The sequence below is a fragment of the Streptomyces sp. SP18CS02 genome, from assembly GCF_036322365.1.
Lineage (GTDB): Bacteria > Actinomycetota > Actinomycetes > Streptomycetales > Streptomycetaceae > Streptomyces.
Map to the genome: position 1 here is coordinate 510,021 of NZ_JAQYXC010000303.1, position 17,398 is coordinate 527,418.

Annotated in this window: 16 protein-coding genes; 13 read left to right on the forward strand and 3 right to left on the reverse strand. The window is 71.9% G+C overall.

The features are described 5' to 3' along the window. Positions 1 to 59 precede the first annotated feature (59 nt). Positions 60 to 824, reverse strand: a complete 765-nt coding sequence (locus tag PUR26_RS33170) for a class I SAM-dependent methyltransferase (protein ID WP_329878345.1) — start codon at positions 822 to 824, stop codon at positions 60 to 62. Between the two features lie 87 nt (positions 825 to 911). Between PUR26_RS33170 and PUR26_RS33175 the strand changes: the two genes are divergently transcribed. Beyond that, positions 912 to 1,541 carry a CGNR zinc finger domain-containing protein gene (locus tag PUR26_RS33175; RefSeq protein WP_329878347.1) on the forward strand — a complete coding sequence of 210 codons (630 nt, stop codon included), beginning with the start codon at positions 912 to 914 and terminating at the stop codon, positions 1,539 to 1,541. Here PUR26_RS33175 and sodX read toward each other — a convergent pair. Beyond that, positions 1,445 to 1,870, reverse strand: a complete 426-nt coding sequence (gene sodX / locus PUR26_RS33180) for a nickel-type superoxide dismutase maturation protease (protein WP_329878349.1) — start codon at positions 1,868 to 1,870, stop codon at positions 1,445 to 1,447. The genes PUR26_RS33175 and sodX overlap by 97 nt on opposite strands. A gap of 142 nt (positions 1,871 to 2,012) precedes the next feature. Between sodX and sodN the strand changes: the two genes are divergently transcribed. Beyond that, positions 2,013 to 2,408, forward strand: a complete 396-nt coding sequence (gene sodN, locus PUR26_RS33185; RefSeq protein ID WP_019075224.1) for a superoxide dismutase, Ni — start codon at positions 2,013 to 2,015, stop codon at positions 2,406 to 2,408. A 226-nt stretch (positions 2,409 to 2,634) separates the two neighbouring features. On the opposite strand, the gene PUR26_RS33190 is transcribed toward sodN, so the two are convergent. Further along, complete coding sequence (locus PUR26_RS33190) at positions 2,635 to 2,988, reverse strand: SCO4225 family membrane protein (protein WP_329878354.1); 354 nt, start codon at positions 2,986 to 2,988, stop codon at positions 2,635 to 2,637. A 987-nt stretch (positions 2,989 to 3,975) separates the two neighbouring features. Here PUR26_RS33190 and PUR26_RS33195 point away from each other — a divergent pair. The 11 genes from PUR26_RS33195 (at position 3,976) to PUR26_RS33245 (ending at position 17,346) form a co-directional block, all read left to right on the forward strand. Further along, complete coding sequence (locus PUR26_RS33195) at positions 3,976 to 5,121, forward strand: helix-turn-helix domain-containing protein (RefSeq protein WP_329878356.1); 1,146 nt, start codon at positions 3,976 to 3,978, stop codon at positions 5,119 to 5,121. A gap of 299 nt (positions 5,122 to 5,420) precedes the next feature. Then, entirely contained in the window at positions 5,421 to 6,962 is a 1,542-nt protein-coding gene (locus PUR26_RS33200; RefSeq protein WP_329878358.1) for an FAD/NAD(P)-binding protein, read from the forward strand. 300 nt (positions 6,963 to 7,262) lie between these two features. Further along, positions 7,263 to 8,078, forward strand: coding sequence for a class II aldolase/adducin family protein (locus tag PUR26_RS33205; RefSeq protein ID WP_329878360.1), 816 nt, complete (start codon positions 7,263 to 7,265; stop codon positions 8,076 to 8,078). Then, a complete protein-coding gene (locus PUR26_RS33210) occupies positions 8,078 to 9,286 on the forward strand; it encodes a prephenate dehydrogenase (protein WP_443077254.1) in 1,209 nt (402 codons plus the stop codon). Before PUR26_RS33205 ends, PUR26_RS33210 begins: the two co-directional genes overlap by 1 nt. A gap of 5 nt (positions 9,287 to 9,291) precedes the next feature. Then, entirely contained in the window at positions 9,292 to 9,948 is a 657-nt protein-coding gene (locus PUR26_RS33215) for a flavin reductase family protein (protein WP_329878364.1), read from the forward strand. A 23-nt stretch (positions 9,949 to 9,971) separates the two neighbouring features. Next, positions 9,972 to 11,477 carry an FAD-binding oxidoreductase gene (locus PUR26_RS33220; protein WP_329878366.1) on the forward strand — a complete coding sequence of 502 codons (1,506 nt, stop codon included), beginning with the start codon at positions 9,972 to 9,974 and terminating at the stop codon, positions 11,475 to 11,477. Positions 11,478 to 11,539: 62 nt separating this feature from the next. Then, on the forward strand, positions 11,540 to 12,736 hold the full coding sequence (locus PUR26_RS33225) for an acyl-CoA dehydrogenase family protein (RefSeq protein ID WP_329878368.1): 1,197 nt from the start codon (positions 11,540 to 11,542) through the stop codon (positions 12,734 to 12,736). A gap of 28 nt (positions 12,737 to 12,764) precedes the next feature. Then, positions 12,765 to 14,426, forward strand: coding sequence for an AMP-binding protein (locus PUR26_RS33230; RefSeq protein ID WP_329878370.1), 1,662 nt, complete (start codon positions 12,765 to 12,767; stop codon positions 14,424 to 14,426). Between the two features lie 75 nt (positions 14,427 to 14,501). Continuing rightward, positions 14,502 to 14,993 carry a flavin reductase family protein gene (locus PUR26_RS33235; protein ID WP_329878372.1) on the forward strand — a complete coding sequence of 164 codons (492 nt, stop codon included), beginning with the start codon at positions 14,502 to 14,504 and terminating at the stop codon, positions 14,991 to 14,993. Positions 14,994 to 15,069: 76 nt separating this feature from the next. Further along, entirely contained in the window at positions 15,070 to 16,056 is a 987-nt protein-coding gene (locus PUR26_RS33240) for an LLM class flavin-dependent oxidoreductase (RefSeq protein ID WP_329878374.1), read from the forward strand. A gap of 63 nt (positions 16,057 to 16,119) precedes the next feature. Continuing rightward, positions 16,120 to 17,346 carry a styrene monooxygenase/indole monooxygenase family protein gene (locus PUR26_RS33245; protein WP_329878376.1) on the forward strand — a complete coding sequence of 409 codons (1,227 nt, stop codon included), beginning with the start codon at positions 16,120 to 16,122 and terminating at the stop codon, positions 17,344 to 17,346. The last annotated feature ends 52 nt before the right edge of the window (positions 17,347 to 17,398 follow it).

The window sequence follows — 17,398 nt, forward strand, 5'->3', positions numbered from 1 at the left end:
GAAGGGGCGGTACGGGTCCTCCGTACCGCCCCTTCCTCGCGCGGCCTCCGGTACGCGGGCTACTTGAGGGCCAGCACCAGGGCGTCCGAGGGCGACGCCCACACCGGACGGGCCTCGGCGAACCCGGCCTCGCGCAGGGTGCGCGCGTGCCACTGCGCGGACGGCGTGTCCCCGTCGGCGTGCTCCCCGTAGATCGCGAACCGCTCGGCGGTGGGCCCCGCCAGCACCGGGTCCTTGGCCGCCAGCTCCCACCAGTCCGCCCAGTCGAGCGCCCCCGCGGCCCTGGCGCGGTCCATACCGGCGTGCCGGTGGGCCCGCTCCGCCGCGTTGATGCGGGGCGTGGACCCGTCCTTCATGTGGTCGGCGTTCATGAACACCCCGCCCTCGCGCACGAGACCGCCGATCTCGCCGTAGAGCGTCGCGAGCGGCCCCTCGTGCAGCCAGTGCAGCGCGGTGGCGGTGAGGACCGCGTCGTACGAGTCGTACGGCAGCGCCCGGACCCACGCGGGGTCCTTGAGGTCGGCCCGTACGAAGGTGACGCGCTCGTCCCCGGCGAAGTACCCCTCCGCGATGGCGAGCAGGGCCGGGTCGAGGTCGACGCCGGTGCTGACCGCGCCCGGGAACCTCTTGAGGAGCCGGTCCGTGATACTTCCCGTACCGCACGCGAGGTCGAGGACCCTCGGGGCCGGGCCGACCAGGGCCTCGACCATGTCCAGCATGACCCGGAACCGCTCCTCGCGGTCCGGCATGTACCACTCCTGCTGGCGGTCCCAGCTCTCCTGCCAGGCCCGCCAGTCGGTTCCCGCCGCTGTCCCAGCCACCATGATCCTCCGGTCCGTAATACCCTCGTAAGAGACTCGTCTCTTACTCCAGCGCCATTCGACCCTAGACCGCCGCCGTAAGGACTACAAGTGGAACTGGCCTATTACTCGGACTATGCCGTACGTCTGGTGAACACCGAGGAACCGGCGCGCAACAAGGACTCCCTCACGTCGGTGGAGGCGGTCCGCGAGCTGTTCGGCGCGGCCTCGCAGATGGCACGGCGCGCGAACGACGCGGATGTGACCCGGCTGCGTTCGGTGCGGGCGCGGCTGCGGGCGGTCTTCGCCGCCGCCGACTCGGGGGACCACACCCAGGCGGTCGACCTGCTGAACTCCCTGCTGCTGGAGTTCCCGGTGAGCCCGCAGATCTCCGGCCACGACCACCTCGACGAGACGGGCTCGCCGCGCTGGCACATGCACCTCGCCGACCACCCCTCCAACGCGACCGCCGGCTACGCCGCCATCGCCGCGATGGGGCTGGCCTTCCACCTCACCGAGTTCGGCGCGGACCGGCTCGGCCTGTGCCAGGCGTCGCCCTGCCGCAACGCTTACCTGGACACCTCGACCAACCGGTCCCGCCGCTACTGCTCGGACCGGTGCGCGACGCGCGCCAACGTGGCGGCCTACCGGGCGCGCAAGCGCCTGGAGACGGAACGGTCGGCCGACACCGGCCGCACGGCGGACAGCAGCCAGGACAGCAGCACGCCGACCGAGCGCTGACGCCCCGGGCGGATACCCCGGTAGCGGGCCCGCACCCGGCCGAGCACCAGCTCCTGCGGCACGGCGCCGAACGCCCGGCTGTCCACCACCTCGTCGTCCGGGTTGTCCCCGAGCACCCACCAGCCGCCTTCGCGCCGCTCGACCAGCCGCTTCACGATCAGCAGATCCTGCTGGAGCGGATGGCGCAGCACGGCCACGTCCCCGGCCCTGAGCTCCGCCCCGTAGTGCACCAGCAGCTGGTCGCCCTGGCGGAGCGTCGGGACCATGGAGACTCCCGCCACCTCGGCGATCCCGAACGGCACCCGCGCCTCCCGCCCCTGGTCCGTCATCCCGGTACCTCCTGGCCCTTCCTCCACGAGTCCCATGGTGACCCCGGACTTTTGTCCTAAGCCCAAGGGGGCACTCGCGAAATCCCATCTCTCACGGAGTAATGTCCCACCTGAGAAGACGATCACGAGGAAGGACAGCTCAATGCTCTCCCGCCTGTTTGCCCCGAAGGTGAAGGTCAGCGCTCACTGCGACCTGCCCTGCGGCGTATACGACCCGGCCCAGGCCCGCATCGAGGCCGAGTCGGTCAAGGCCGTCCAGGACAAGATGGCCGCGAACGACGACCCGCACTTCCAGGCGCGCGCCACGGTCATCAAGGAGCAGCGCGCGGAGCTCGCCAAGCACCACGTCTCGGTGCTCTGGAGCGACTACTTCAAGCCCCCGCACTTCGAGAAGTACCCGGAGCTGCACCAGCTGGTCAACGACACGCTGAAGGCGCTGTCCGCGGCCAAGGCGTCGACCGACCCGGCGACCGGCCAGAAGGCGCTGGACTACATCGCCCAGATCGACAAGATCTTCTGGGAGACCAAGAAGGCTTGATCTGCGCCCGGCCGTCCGCCCCGCCCTGCGCGGGTCGCACCGCCCGGCTGTCCGCACCCGGTCCGCAGGACCGCCGACGACCTCGGCGTCCCGCGGGCCGGGTGCGTTCTTGTCTCCGGGGCCCTTGTCGCCGGGCTCCCCGGGCCCTGTCCCGAGTCCCTCCTCCGGGCCCGCACCCGGACGGCCGGTCCGGCATCCGCCTCAGGCGGCCGGTCCGGTATCCGCCTCAGGCGGTCGGGCGGGCGTCCCGTCCACGCGCCAAGCGGGCGAGCCCGCCGAGCAGTACGGCGTTGATCAGCGCCGACAGGGCCACCCCGGCCGAGAAGACCAGCGGGTGCAGCCAGGCGGGCGAGGAGTCCATCGCGGGTGTCGCCGCCAGAAGGGCGACGACGCTGAACGGCGCCGTCGCCAGAAGCGGCCAGATCCCGGCGAAGCCCGGGTCCGACGCCACGAACACGGCGTACAGGAAGAATCCCAGCGCCGCCCCGGCCACGACGAGGTACCCCCGTGCGAGCCAGTTGTCCGTGGCGAGCGCGAGGAGCCGGCGCGGGAGGCGGCGCGGGCGGGAGGCATTGGGCATCCGGGGTTCCTTCGGGTCGGTGGGGATCGGTCGGGCTTCGTGGGCTCTACGGTGGCCCCCGGGGCGCGCTCAGGGATGAGTAGACGTACTCATCCCGGTACGGGAGTTCACGTACGTACGAGCGTCTGCCGCTGTCCGCCGCCCGGCGGAGGACGGCAGGGGCGGTGTGCGTGACGAGCGGGACCGCCTGCGCGGCGAGCGGTGGATCGCTGCCTCCGGAAGGCCGCCGGAGCCGGGCGGCCGGCCGCCTCGCACCGCCGCCCGCCCGGCGGCGCGCCCTACCCCGGCCGGATGCGGTCGGCCGCCCGGGGGTCCCCGCCACGCCTCCCCGGCCCCGCACGGCCGCCGGGGCGCCCCCCAAGACCCGTCGCGGGCCGGTTTCCCGCCCGCTCGCCCGCACGGCGCCACTGGCCGAAAGAGATATGTCGACCTGGTCGGCCGGTTGAGTGTTTTTCGCTCGCGTTTCTAGAGTGCTGCACGTGCGTTTGATTCCATAGAGCACAGGACGGGGGGTCCATGTATTGCCCCGCTAGGGGACCGCGGCCGGCGAGTGGCCAGAGAGTCCGCCGGCAGCCCCGCGTATCGCCCGAATCCGCGCATCCTCCCGAGCGAGTCCCCGCGCGGGGCCGTGCCCGCATGACCGGCCGGCCGCATCGCGCGTAGAGAGGGCGATACCCCTGCTCCCGGCCCGCCCCCCGGGCCCGGGAGCCGTCACGGCACGCCGGCCGGTTCACCCGTGCGCCTCCGGTCCCACCCCCTCCCGGGACGACGGGACGGACCGGACCGCCCAGGGAGCCGCCGGCGTCCGGCGGGCACGCATGACCGCCGAAGGCCGGCTTCCCCGTGTGCCCGGGCGGACCGGACGGGGCACCCCGGAAAGACCTCCATCGACACCACACCTCGTGCTCAGTTGCGCCACGAGACCGAATGCGCGTCCAGCGACTCCTGATTCCGAAGCGAGCAGGCATCCAGGCATAGGGGAACGTCATGAGGCTTGAAGCACGTGTACCCGCCGTCGAACTGACCGGTCCGGCGGGACGGCCGGCCCGCACCGCCGACCCGAAGGATCCGGTGCACCTGGCGGGTCCGCCCCAGGGCACCCTCCACCCGCCGGGGCCGGACCCGAGCACACTGCCCGTCCTGGACATACCGGACACCACCGGACCCGCGTTCGTCGAGGTCTTCGACATCCAGGAGGCGCACCCCGCCCGCCGCTTACGCGCGTGGGGCGACCTCGTCCATCTGGCCTGCGGACCGCTGCGGGTCGTACCGGGCAGTGACGAGGGATTCAACGGGCTGATCGTCAGTGGCAAGTTCGGTGCCGTGCAGGTGGCTCTGATCGATGCGGATCCTCACGCGGTGGAGTGCACGGAGCACCTGATCAGGTGCGCCGACTGGACGCCTCTGTACCTGTGCTGCGTCATCGCGGGCGAGGTGCGGGTGGACCAGGACGGTCAGGAGACCAGCGCGCGCACCGGTGACCTCATCGCCTTCGACAGCTCCCGGCCCTTCACCCTCACGATGCGTCAGCCGATCCGTATGGTCACGGTGAAGTTCGAGCATCGGCTGCTCGGTCTGGTGCCCGGCGAGGAGCACCCGCTGAAAGCGGCGGCGTGGTCGGGGCAGCACGGCATAGGCATGCTGCTGGCGCACTTTCTGGCAGGTCTCGCAGATCACATGACCGATCTGAACACCGCCAATGCTGACCGGCTGGGCGACAGTGTGGCCAGCCTGATCTCGGCCATGTGCTCCGACTCCCTGCGGGGGGCCGTCGCTCCTCCGGCGGTGGCCCGCCGGGCCCTGCTGCAACGGGTCCAGGCCTACGCCAGGGAGCACCTCGGGGACCCGGCCCTCAGTCCCGCGAGGCTGGCCCGGCAGCACAACATGTCGCTGCGCTATCTCCAGATGCTGTTCCAGGAGGAGAACGCCAGTCCGGCGCGGTGGATCCGCAACGAGAGGCTCGACCGCTGCCGCGACGATCTCGGCAATCCCCGATTCTCCCACCTTGCGGTGGCGAATATCGCCGAGCGGTGGGGACTGCCCGGGGCCTCGCATTTCAGCAGGCTCTTTCGCGAGCGCTATCACGTCACACCGAGAGAGTGGCGCAGGCAACGCACGCAACGGGATTCCTAGACCGAGCGGTCATCGGCGAACCGGGAACCGCGACGGGTAAGCGGAACCCGGCCCACCGACCTACCGCCGGAACAAGACAAAATGCGTGACGCCATGCGCAGACTTGTCAGAGCCCATGCGTGTTCATACGAACCCCGCCCGCTGCGACCGATCACTCTTGGACGAGCAAACTCCGGCTACAACGAACGGCTCCTGGTTACGAGTTGAACAATTTCTTTTTCAGCGGACCGACGTCACACCGGTGGACCGGCTCGTCAGCTTCCCATTGACGTGACGTCATTACGGGCGGGGGTTTTCGTATGTCCAGGTCGTCGAGAATAGGTGTCATCGGCGGGGGCGCGTCGGCGGTCAGTCTGCTCGACGCGCTGAGCCGGCGGGAGGAGGTCCCGGAGTCCGTCACGGTCTTCGAGCCGGGCCCGCACCTGTGGCGCGGTCGCGCGTACCAGCCGGACTCCACGACCCTGCGGGTCAACGTGCCGCCGGACGACATGTCCCTGTGCTTCGGCGACACGCACCACTTCGAGAACTGGGTCGGGACCCGCAGCCGGGTCCTGGGGGACCCGGACACCGACTACCTGGACCCGTACGCCGCCATCCCCTTCCTGCCCCGCGCGGTCTACGGGGACTATCTGGAGCAGACGGCCCGCACCGCGCTGACGCGGCTGGCGGGCCGGGGCTGCCGGATCGAACAGGTCCGTGAGGGCGTGGTCGCGGCCGATCCCTCCGAGGACCTGCTGCGTCTGCGCACCGACCGGGGCGACGTCCGGACCGTCGACTACGCCGTGCTGTGCGTGGGGGGCGGCCGGCCGGCGGATCCGTACGGGCTGACGGGCGCGCCCGGCTTCGTACCCGACCCGTATCCGGTGGTGTGCCGGCTGGACGGGATCGCGCGCGACGCGGACGTGGCCGTCATCGGCAGCGGGCTCACCGCGGCCGATGTGGTCCTCACCCTCGCCAACTGGGGGCACCGCGGCCGGATCACCCTGCTGTCCCGGCGCGGGGTCCTGCCCGCCGTACGGCAGCGGCCGGTGGAACACCGGCTCCGCCACTTCACCCCGGCCCACTTCAGGGACCTGGCGGCCCGGGGCGGCACCCGCACCCTGCCGCAGACGGTGGAGGTGATGCGGGCCGAGATCGCCGACGCCGGCGCCGACTGGGACGCCCTCGTCGAGGAGATCTCGGGCGCCGGGACCGAGCACCCGGTCGGCCGGATGCGGCGCCATCTGTCCGGCGTGCACGACAGCGACCTGGGGCTGCGCATCCTCCAGCGGGCGGTGCCGGACACCGGGCCCGACGTCTGGCCGCTGCTCCCGGAGGCCGACCGGTCCGCGCTGATCAGGGACCACTACCGCACGATCATGAGCCTGTGCTGCCCGATGCCCCCGGCCGGCGCCACCGCGCTGCTGGAGCTGATCGACGGCGGCCGGCTGGAGATCGTCCGGGGCGTCGAGCGCGTCACCGCCGAACCGGGCGGGGGCTTCCTGGCCAGGACCGCGGGCGGCGACCGTCCGGCGGACGTGGTGGTCAACGCGGTCAACGCGCCGGCCCACCGGATCCCGCCGAAGGCCGAAGGGCTGATCGGCTCGCTGGTCGCCGCCGGCATGGCGGCCCGCCATCCACGCGGCGGCGTGCACGTGGAGCGGGCCACCAGCCGGCTCGTCGCCGGGGGGCGGACGTGGCCGCGGCTGTACGCACTGGGCGAACTGGCCTCCGGGTCGCTGTTCTTCACGTTCGGGGTGCCCTCGCTGGTGGACCGGGCGTACGACATCGCCGAGGCGGTCTCCCGGCACGCCGGGACCGGCGCGGTCCGCGACGGTGACGACGTCATGCAGACCGCCTGACCCTCCTCGCACCCCCTGCCGCACGCACCACCGGTTCATCCACCGGCTCCCCGCGACGCCGCCACCGCCGCCCCTTCCGGGCCGGGCACCCGACCGCTCCGGCACGCCGTACGAGGCCAGGGCGCACCGGCACGCGTCCCGCGCGGTCCACGGCCCGACGCGCCGCCGGACCCAGGTCGCGGGGCCCGGGAACCGCTCCCGCACGTCCCGGCCCGGCCGTCGTCCCGTCCAGGGGCCGGACCCGGTCCGCACCTCCCCGACCTCTGCCTCGACCCGTACCGATCCACGGAAGGAACACAGATGTCCGACCACGCCGTCGAAGAGCGTGCCAGCTATCTGGCCGACACGAACACCGGGCTGCCGCTGCCCACCGAGCCCGAGTTCGGCTCGGTGGACGAGACGCGCCGGCACCGCAAGCAGCGGCTGACCGCCGCACTCCGCCTGTTCGGCAAGTACGGCTTCGGGGAGGGCATCTCCGGGCACATCTCGGTGCGCGACCCCGAGCACCTGGACCAGTTCTGGGTGAACCCGTTCGGCGTCTCGTTCAGCCGGGTCAAGGTGCGCGACCTGATCTGCGTCGACACCGAGGGCAAGGTGGTGGAGGGGCGCCACCGGGTGAACCCGAGCGCGTTCGTCATCCACTCCAGGATCCATGAGCTGCGTCCGGACGCCACCGCCGCCGCGCACGGCCACACCCCGTACTCGCGGGCGCTCGGCACCCTCGGGCGGCTGCTGGAGCCCCTCGACCAGGAGTCGGCGGCCTTCTACGGGGACCAGGTGCTCTACAGCGCGTACGAGGGGCCCTCGATCTCCCTGGAACAGGGCCAGGACATCGCCGAGAACCTCGGTGACAAGCGTGCCATCCTGCTGCGCCACCACGGGCTGATCACGGTCGGCGGTTCGGTGGACGAGGCGGTGCACTGGTTCTTCACCTACGAGGGCTGCGCCAAGGTCCAGCTGCTGGCGTCCATGGCGGGCACCCCGCGGCCCATGGACGACAAGCAGGCCAGGGCGGCGCGTGACGGGTTCGGCGACCCGCAGCTGGGCTGGTTCAGCTTCCAGCTGCTGTGGGACGAGATCGTGCACGAGCAGCCGGACCTGCTGGAGGAGACGTGATCCGCACGGCCGCGGTCGTCGGCACGGGCCTGATCGGCACGTCGGTGGGGCTGGCGCTGACCCGGCACGGGGTGGGCGTGCACCTGAGCGACCTGGACGGGACGGCCGCGCGGACCGCCGCCGCCCTGGGGGCCGGTACGGTCGCCGCGCCCGCCGGGCCGGTGGACCTGGCGGTCCTGGCGGTGCCGCCCAGCCTGGTCGGCTCGGTCCTGACCGAGCAGCAGGAACGCGGGCTGGCCCGCAGCTACACCGATGTGGCCAGCGTGAAGTCGGTGACCCGGCAGGCGATCCTGGCCGGCGCCGTCGACCCGGGCAGCTACATCGGCGGGCACCCGCTGGCGGGGCGGGAGCGCTCGGGCCCGCTGGGTGCCAGCGCGGACCTCTTCGAAGGCCGCTCCTGGGTGCTGACCCCGGGACCGGAGACCTCCCGCACGACCCTGAACCGCACCCTGGAGCTGGTGTCCGCGTGCGGTGCGGTGCCGGTGGTGATGGAGAGCGAGGCCCATGACCGGGCGGTCGCGCTCACCTCCCACGTACCGCACCTGGTCGCCTCCGCCATGGCGGCGCGGCTGCCCGGTGCGCCGAAGGACGCCCTGCGCCTGGTGGGGCAGGGGCTGCGGGACGTGACCCGGATCGCCGGGGGCGACGCCCTGCTGTGGTCGGACATCCTGCGCTCCAACGCCGCGGCCGTGGCCGATGTGCTCGGTGATCTGCTGAAGGACCTGGACGCGGTGGAGGGCGCGCTGCGTTCGCTGGCCGTCCTCGACGGCGGCCCCGGCTCCCCGGACACGGCGGCCGTCGCCGATCTGCTGGCCCGGGGCCGGACCGGCTGGGAGGACATCCGCGCCAGGCCGGGCGGCAGGCCCGCGCAGCCGCTCACGGTACGGGTGGTCATCGGCGACCGGCCGGGTGAACTGGCCCGGCTGCTCGACGCGGTGGCGGACTTCGGGATCGGCGTGGAGGAGATGGAGGTCCGGCCCGTCCCGGAAGCCGCCGGGGACACCGCTCTCGGCGCCGACATCGGCGTCGCGGCGGCCGTCGCCGACCCGGTTCGGCGCCGTCTGGCGGAAGGCGGCTGGAACGCCCGTATCGCGCGGCCCGAACCCGCCGCCACCGCCGGCACCGGGGGCGCGACGACGCGGCCGGAGCCGCTCTCCCCTCCCGCCGGAGCGGCGAATTCGGCAGCCGCGCATGCGCGAACCACGTAGTACGGATGCGCTCCCGGAGCACCGTCAGGTCCACCGGGACATTAGTTTGGTATGACCAGCCGGCGGCCGGGCCATTTTCGGCGGCCCCGGAATTCCGTGAAGCCCGTCCACTATCCAGCCGGGGGTCGGCAGTGGGACATGAACTGGGCAAGGTAATACGTTCGTTCGCGACCGGAGTATGCGTGGCGGCAACGTACACGGATACGCCGGACGGACGGCGGCACGACGCGATCACCGTCAATTCCCTTACCTCGGTGTCGCTGGAACCTCCCCTGATCTGCATCTGCCTGCCGGGGAATTCCGATTTCCTCTCCGCTCTGCGGTCCTCGAATCTGTGGGCGGTGTCCATTCTCCACACCGGAGGGGACGAGGTGGCCCGGATCCTGGAAAGCGATCGGCAGAGCCGGATGGCGGCGCTCCCCTCGCTCACGGCGGCGCCGGGACCCAGCACCGGAGCCCTGGTGCTGGACTGCCTGGGGTGGCTGGAGTGCGTACTGCGTGACGAGTTCGACGCCGGCGACCACACTGTGGTGATCGGTGAGGTACTGGCGACAGGCGCTCAGGAGCGGCGCTCCCCACTGATCAGTCTGCACGGCAGGTACCACGCCACCGGGGCGCCGCGGACGGCCGCGCCGCCCGTCCCCACCGGGGACATCCGCTGACCGTACGACCCGTGGGAGGAACCATGTCCGAGACACGCGCCACCACGAACGCCGGCCCGACGCCCGACGACGCCGAGGTGCGCAAGACCCTGGAGGAGGCGGCCCGGATCGTCGGGCCCGACCGGGTCCTGCTGCCGGAGGAGGGCGCGCGGCCGGGTCTGCTCGGGCCGAACACCAGCGTGTTCCGGTCCCGGCGGATGAACGGGGTCGTGCGCCCCGCCACCGTCGAGCAGGTGCGTGAGGTGGTCGCGGCCTTCGGGCGCACTCCCGAGGCCGGTTCCCTGCACGCGATCAGCACCGGCCGGAACTGGGGCCTGGGCTCGCACGAGCCGGCCCAGGACGACGTGGTCGTGCTCGACCTCAGGGACCTGGACCGGATACGGACCCTGGACCTGGACGGCGGCTGGGCCGTGATCGAGCCGGGGGTGACCCAGGGCGTCCTCTCGCAGCGGCTCGCGGACACCGGCCGGATGGTGAACGTCACCGTCTCCGCGGCGGCCACCAGCGTCATAGGCAACGCGCTGGACCGGGGCGTCGGGCTGCGCCAGCAGCGGGTGGACGACCTGATCGGACTGGAGGTGGCGCTGCCCGGCGGCGAGCTGGTCCACGTCGGATGGTGGCCGGATGCCGACCGCACGACGCCCGTCTACCCGCACGGGCTCGGGCCCTCCGCGCTGCCGCTGTTCCTCCAGTCGAACCTCGGCGTGGTGACGGCGGCCGTCGTCCGGCTGCTGCCGCGCCCCGAGGCGCTGCGGCTGGTCCGGCTGGGCTTCCGCCCCGCCGAGCTGGGCAGGGTCACGGATCTGCTGCGGCGCTGGGTGGGCCAGGGGCTCACCCGCGGGGTGCCGCGGGTGTACGACCCGGCGGCCGCGGCGTCGTACGGCGGCCGCGACGGCGAGTTCCTGGTGCACATCTGCGTGGACGGCACCCCCGGTGCGGTCGGCGCGCTGGTGGCCGAGATCGTCGCCGGGGCGCACGGCTCGGGGCTGTTCACCGACGTGGCGCACGAGGAGGCGACGGACACCTCGCGCCCCGACCACGCGGTGGCCGCCCTGGTGGAGCGGGCGTACGCGGGCGATCCGGACGTGACCGACGCCCTGTTCGAGGCGAAGCTGGGGCAGTCGGCCGACCAGGTGGACGAGCGGGTCGGCTTCCTCTTCTTCCTGCCCCTGCTGCCGTTCGACGCGCGGGCGGTCGAGCGCGCCGACGGTCTCCTCGGCCGGGTGCGCGAGGAGACCGGCGTCAGGTGCAGCGCCACGCTGCACCTGCTGGGGCCGGATCTCATCGACTGCGTCGTGGCGCTGAAGTTCGACCGTGACTCCGGGGAGGGGGCGCGGCAGGCGCACCGCGCGCTGGAGCTGATGTACCGGTGGTACGGGGAGGCCGGATTCCTTCCCTACCGGCTCGACATCGACCATGCCCACCGGATGGACGACTTCGCCGTCGATCCGAACGCCCTGGCGCTGACCAGGAAGCTCAAGAACGTCATCGACCCGAACAACGCGATCGCGGCGGGCCGTTACCGCTGACACCGTCCGGTGGCCGCCGGCCGCCGGGCCGATGCGAGGACTTCCATGTTGAGAGGTGGGAAATGACGCAGACCATCCGTGCCACCGGAACGAAGCCTGTCACCGCGGACGACATCCTGTCGCGTGCGGAGGCGCTCGTGCCCGTGCTGCGCGAGCGCTCCGACGACATCGAGAAGGCCAGGCACCTTCCGGCGGACGTCGTGGAACTGCTGCGCGGCGCCGGTGTGTTCCGTATGGGCGTGCCCAGGTCCTGGGGCGGTCCGCAGCTCGACTCCGTGGAGCAGACCCAGGTCATCGAGACGCTGGCCAGGGGTGACGCCTCCGCAGCGTGGTGTTCGATGATCGGCATGGACACCCCGCTGTACGCGGGTTTCCTCGACGAGTCCGTCGCGCGGACGACCTTCGCCGACCCGGACCTGATCACGGCGGGCCTGATCCTGCCGGTGGGCCGGGCGGAGCGGGTCCCGGGCGGGTTCCGGGTCAGCGGCCGGTGGCAGTTCGGCAGCGGCATCACGCACGCCGACTGGGTGGTCGCCGGGTGCTTCGTGTACGAGGACGGGGAGCCGGAGCGCAGTCCGGCCGGCGACCCGACGCACTGGCGGATCATGCTCGCGCCCCGCTCGGAGTTCGAGATCCTCGACACCTGGTACACCACGGGCCTGGCGGGCAGCGGCAGCCGGGACTACCGGGCGGAGAACCTGTTCGTCCCGCAGGAGCACTCGTTCAGCTTCGCCGATCCGCGGCGGACGGGGCCGCTGGCCACCCCCGAGGCGATCCTGCGCAACATGCCGGGGGTTCCGCTGGGGGTCGCCCGCGCCGCGCTCGACCATGTCAGGGAGCTGGCCGACGGGCGGGTCGAGCGGGCCACCCGCCAGCCGTGGGCCGAGACGTACCGGGTGCAGATGACCGTCGCCGAGGCCGAGATGGAGCTGGGCGCGGCCCGGCACGCGGTGTACGGGAGTCTGCGGCGCCAGTGGGACCTGCTGTCGGCGGGTGCCGAACTGGACGAGGACGACCGGGTGGCGACGGTGCTGGCACGGGTCAACGCGTTCCGTGTCGCCCGTTCCATCGTCTCGCGCCTGTACGAGCTGGTGGGGACGGTGGCCATCTACCAGCCGTCGCCGCTCGACCGCTGGCTGCGCGACCTGACGACGATCCGCCAGCATGTCATCGCGCAGGACCAGGTGCTCCAGTCCGTGGGGGCGCATCTGCTCGGGGGGACGCCGCAGAACCCGTTCAGCCTGGGCATCGTCAACTGACCTTCCACCGTTCGGGCGAGGGGACATCGTGACCGGCCGAGACACCGCTCCACCCGCTCTGCTCCACGGCGGCCCGCTGCCGCCGCTGACCGTGCCCACGCTCGGGGAGGCCCTGGTGCGCGCGGCCCGGCTCGGCGGCCCGGGCGACATCCGTCATCTGGACGCGGAGGGTGCGGAGCACCGCCAGAGCTACGCGGGACTGCTGACCGAGGCGGAGCACGTGCTGGCGGGCATCAGGGCGGCGGGGGTGCCGGAGGGCGGCCGGGTCGTGCTGCGGCCGGCGCACTCCCCGGACCTGTTCACCGCCTTCTGGGCCTGTGTGCTGGGCGGGTTCGTGCCGGTTCCGATGAGCGGCACCCCCGCGCCGGACGGCCCGTCGGTGGCCGAGCTGCTCACGGGGGTCTGGGAGACCGTGGACGGTGCCTGGCTGATCTCCGACGAGCCGCCGGCCGGGACGCCGTTCACCGGCCGCTGGCTCGGCGGGGTGGAGGGTCTGCGCGGCGCGGCGCCGGACCGGTCGCGCTACCGGGCCGACCCGGACGAACCGGCCCTGCTGATGCTGACGGCCGGCAGTTCCGGCCGGCCGAAGGCGGTGACGCTCACCCATCGGAACGTCATGAGCAGGTCACTGGCGACGTCGCTGGCGCGCGGCCTCTCCCCCGGCACCAGGTCGTTCAACTGGATGCCGCTGGAGCACGTCGGCGGACTGGTGATGTTCCACGTCCGGGACGTCTTCCTCGGCTGCCACCAGGTCCACGCCCCCACCCGCTGGGTGCTCGACGAGCCGCTGCGGTGGCTCGACGCGATGAGCCGGTACGGCTCCGACACCACCTGGGCGCCGAACTTCGCGTTCGGCCTCATCGCGGAACGGGTGGAGCGGGCCCCCGGGCGGGCCTGGGACCTGCGCCGGCTGCGCTACATCATGAACGGCGGCGAGGCGGTCAAGGCCCGGGTAGCCCGCCGCTTCCTGGAGGCACTGGCGCCCCACGGGCTGCGGCCCACCGCGATCCACCCGGGCTGGGGGATGTCGGAGACCTCCGCCGGAGTGATCGACTGCGTCTTCTCGCCGGAGACCGCGACGGGCCGGTTCGTACCCGTCGGAGCCCCGCACCCGGGGGTGTCGGTACGGATCGTCGACGAGCACGGCCGGGTGCGGCCCCAGGGGGCCCTCGGCCGGCTGGAGATCACCGGACCGCCGGTCACCCCCGGCTACTTCGGCGACCCCGCGCACAACCGCGGGGCGTTCACCCCCGACGGCTGGTTCACCACCGACGACCTGGCGTTCATCGAGAACGGCCTGGTGACGGTGACCGGGCGGGCCGACGACGTCATCGAGGTGGGCGGCGCGCACCACCACGGGCACGAGATCGAGGCCGCCGTCGAGGAACTCCCCTCGGTCGAGCCGTCCTTCACCGTCGCCTGCGCCGTCCCCGCCACCGCGGGCGGCCCCGGCCGGCTGGCGGTGTTCTTCCATCCCAGGCCCGGGGCGTCGCCGGCTGCGACGGCCGAGGAGATACGACGCCGGATCCGGGAGCGGTTCGGGGTGGAGGCGAGCCACGTGGAACCGGTCGAGAAGCACGAGGTGCCGAAGACCAGCACCGGCAAACTCCGTCGCGGGGCGCTGGCCGAGCGGCTCACGGGGTGCGCGAATTCCACACACCGTGTGCGCGGACGCGAGAGTTCCCCGTGAATTGCGTCGATACGCTGAAAGAGACAGAGAGCCACGGAACCACCCGGGAAAAACACCGACTACGGAGGTCGGAAGGTGCAAGTCGACCTGCGCGGCACAATGCGCAACTTCGCGACCGGGGTATGTGTCGCGACCACCTACGCGGAGGAACAGGGCGAACGCCGTCACGATGCACTGACGGTCAATTCGGTGATGCCGGTCTCGATGGATCCGCCGCTCGTATCGGTGTGCCTGCGCCGTGGTTCGCTCTTCCTTGAGGACCTGCTGGCGACAAAGGTATGGGCACTGTCGATCCTCGATGTGGCCGGTGACGACATAGCGAAATCGTTCGCCCGGAGCCGGGAGATCCGGTCGGTGGCGCTCCAGGCCCTGTCCAGGTCGCCGGGCGAGCACACCGGGGCGCTCGTGCTCGATTCCCTGGGATGGATGGAATGCGCCCTGCGGGACCAGCGGGAAGTCGGCGACCACACGGTGGTGATCGGCGAAGTGCTGGCCGCGGGCGGACAGCGGCGACGGCCTCCACTGATCTTCGTGCACGGAAAGTTCCACGCGATGGAGGACGCCTGACGGCGATGCGCGACACCGTTCGCCCGGGCCCGTCCGGGCGACGGCGGAAAGAGATTCCCATGTCGAGGAGGATCGGGTGAAGTTCGGTATCTGGCTGGAATTCCGCAACCCGCCGCGCTGGAAGCAGCCGTGGCCCGAGGTCTACGAGGAATCCCTGTCGCTCGCCACGCTGGCCGAGACGGCCGGTTTCGAGTCGGTGTGGATGTCCGAGCACCATCTGACAGCCGACGGCTACCTTCCCTCGGTCTTCCCTCCGCTCGCCGCGATAGCCGCCCGTACGGAGCGGATCCGCCTGGGTACGGCCATGGTGCTGGCCTCGCTCCAGCACCCGCTGCGCCTCGCCGAGGACGCCGCGGTCACCGACCTGCTCACCGCGGGGCGGCTGGAGCTCGGCATCGCGCCGGGCTACCGCGAGCAGGAGTTCCGGGCGTTGGGAATCCCTCGCACCGAGCGGGGCGCCCGCACCGACGAGACGGTCGAGATCCTGCGCAAGGCGTGGACCGGTGAGCCGTTCACGCACGAGGGGCGCCATTTCTCCTTCGACGAGGTGACGGTCACCCCGCGGCCGCACCAGTCCGACCTTCCGCTGTGGGTCGGCGGCGGAAGCAGGGCCGCGGCGATCCGGGCCGGCCGGTACGGCTGCCATTTCCTTCCGGACCTGGGCACGCCCCCGGAGATCATCGACCTCTACCGTTCGACACTGGCCGCCAACGGCCATGACCCCGCGGCATTCGAGGTGACGGCGATCGTGACGCCGGGAATCTATGTCTGCGACGACGCGGAAAAAGGCTGGGCGGAGGTGAAGGAGCATTACCACTATCTGCTCAGCACGTTCATGGAGTGGTTCGGCAACCCGCCGATCCCCTCTGCCGACGATCTTCCCCGGGAATTGTTCCTCGTCGGTCCCCCGGATGTCATCGCCGAGGGAATCCAGGAGCGCGTCAAGGCACTCGGCGACGTGGACCGGGTGATCTTCTTCGGCCGGGCCCCCGGCCTTCCGATCGAAAAGGCACGGCGTTCCCTCGAACGCTTCGCCGAGCACGTCATCCCGCGGTTCGCGTAGCACCGCGAACCGGTTTCCGTTGCGGTCCCGTCACCGCAACGCCTTGACTACCCAAGGAGCGCAATGCCGAACATCGCCATTGTGGGTGCCGGGATATCGGGCCTGCACTTAGCACTGCGATTGCAGCAACTCGGCGTGTCCACCACGCTCTATGCCGAGCGGAGCGTCGAGGAGCTGGCTGCCGGACGCCCGTCCAACCTGGTGGTCCGCTTTGGCCGCACCAGGGAGCGGGAGCGTTCGCTCGGAGTCGCCCACTGGGAAGAGCCCGGGCTCGACACGCACGGCGTGAACATCGCCGCCGACATCGACCCGGCGGTCGGCTTCTTCGGCCGGCTCCAGCAGCCGGGCCAGGGCGTCGACTTCCGCATCTACCTGCCGCGCCTGATCTCCGACTACCTCGACCGCGGCGGCTCCATGGAGCTGATCGCCCCCGAGGTGTCGGTGATCGACCGGCTGGCCCGCCGCCATGACCTCGTGGTCGTCGCGACCGGCCGGCGCGCCTTCGGCGAGCTCTTCCCGCGCGACGCCGCGCGATCGCCGTACAGCGAACCGCAGCGGCTGCTGGCGGCCGGGCTCTTCCGGGGCATCGCGCCCAGCGACCCGCCGTGGATCCACTTCCAGCTGGTGCCCGAGGCGGGTGAGATCTTCTCCACCCGGCTGCTGTCCTTCGACGGCCCGGTGCACGGGATGGTGATCGAGGCGATCCCGGGCGGCCCGCTGGAGCAGATGACCTATCTGCACTACAACGAGGACCCGGCCGGATTCGAGCGCACCCTGCTCAAGCTGCTGGCCGACTACGCCCCGCCCCTGCGGGAGCGGATCGACGAAAGCGAGTTCGGACTGACCCGCCCGCTCGACCTGCTCCAGGGCGGCATCACCCCGACGGTCCGCAAGGGCTGGGCGGAGCTGTCCGGCGGACGCTACGCGCTGGCACTCGGCGACGCCTGGATCGTCAACGACCCGCTGGCCGGCCAGGGCGCGAACCTCGGCTCGCGCAACGCCTTCGACATGGCCGAACTCATCGCGGGCGGGGAACAGTTCGACGAGGCGTTCTGCCGCCGGGTGGAGAGCGAGCTGTGGAAGGTCGCCGGTCCGGTCGTGGCCTGGTCGAACATGAACGTCGGGCCGCCCCAGCCGCATCTGCTGGAGGTCATGATGGCGGCCACCGAGGACAACCGGGTCGGGGACGCGTTCGTCGACAACTTCAACGACCCGTGGGCGATGTGGGAGGCGATGCGCACCCCGGAGAACACCGCCTCCTGGATCAAGGGCATCAAGGCCGGGTCCTGAGCCCTCGCCTCCGGGCCACCCGCCCCGGTGGCCGGTGACGGCCGGTCACCGG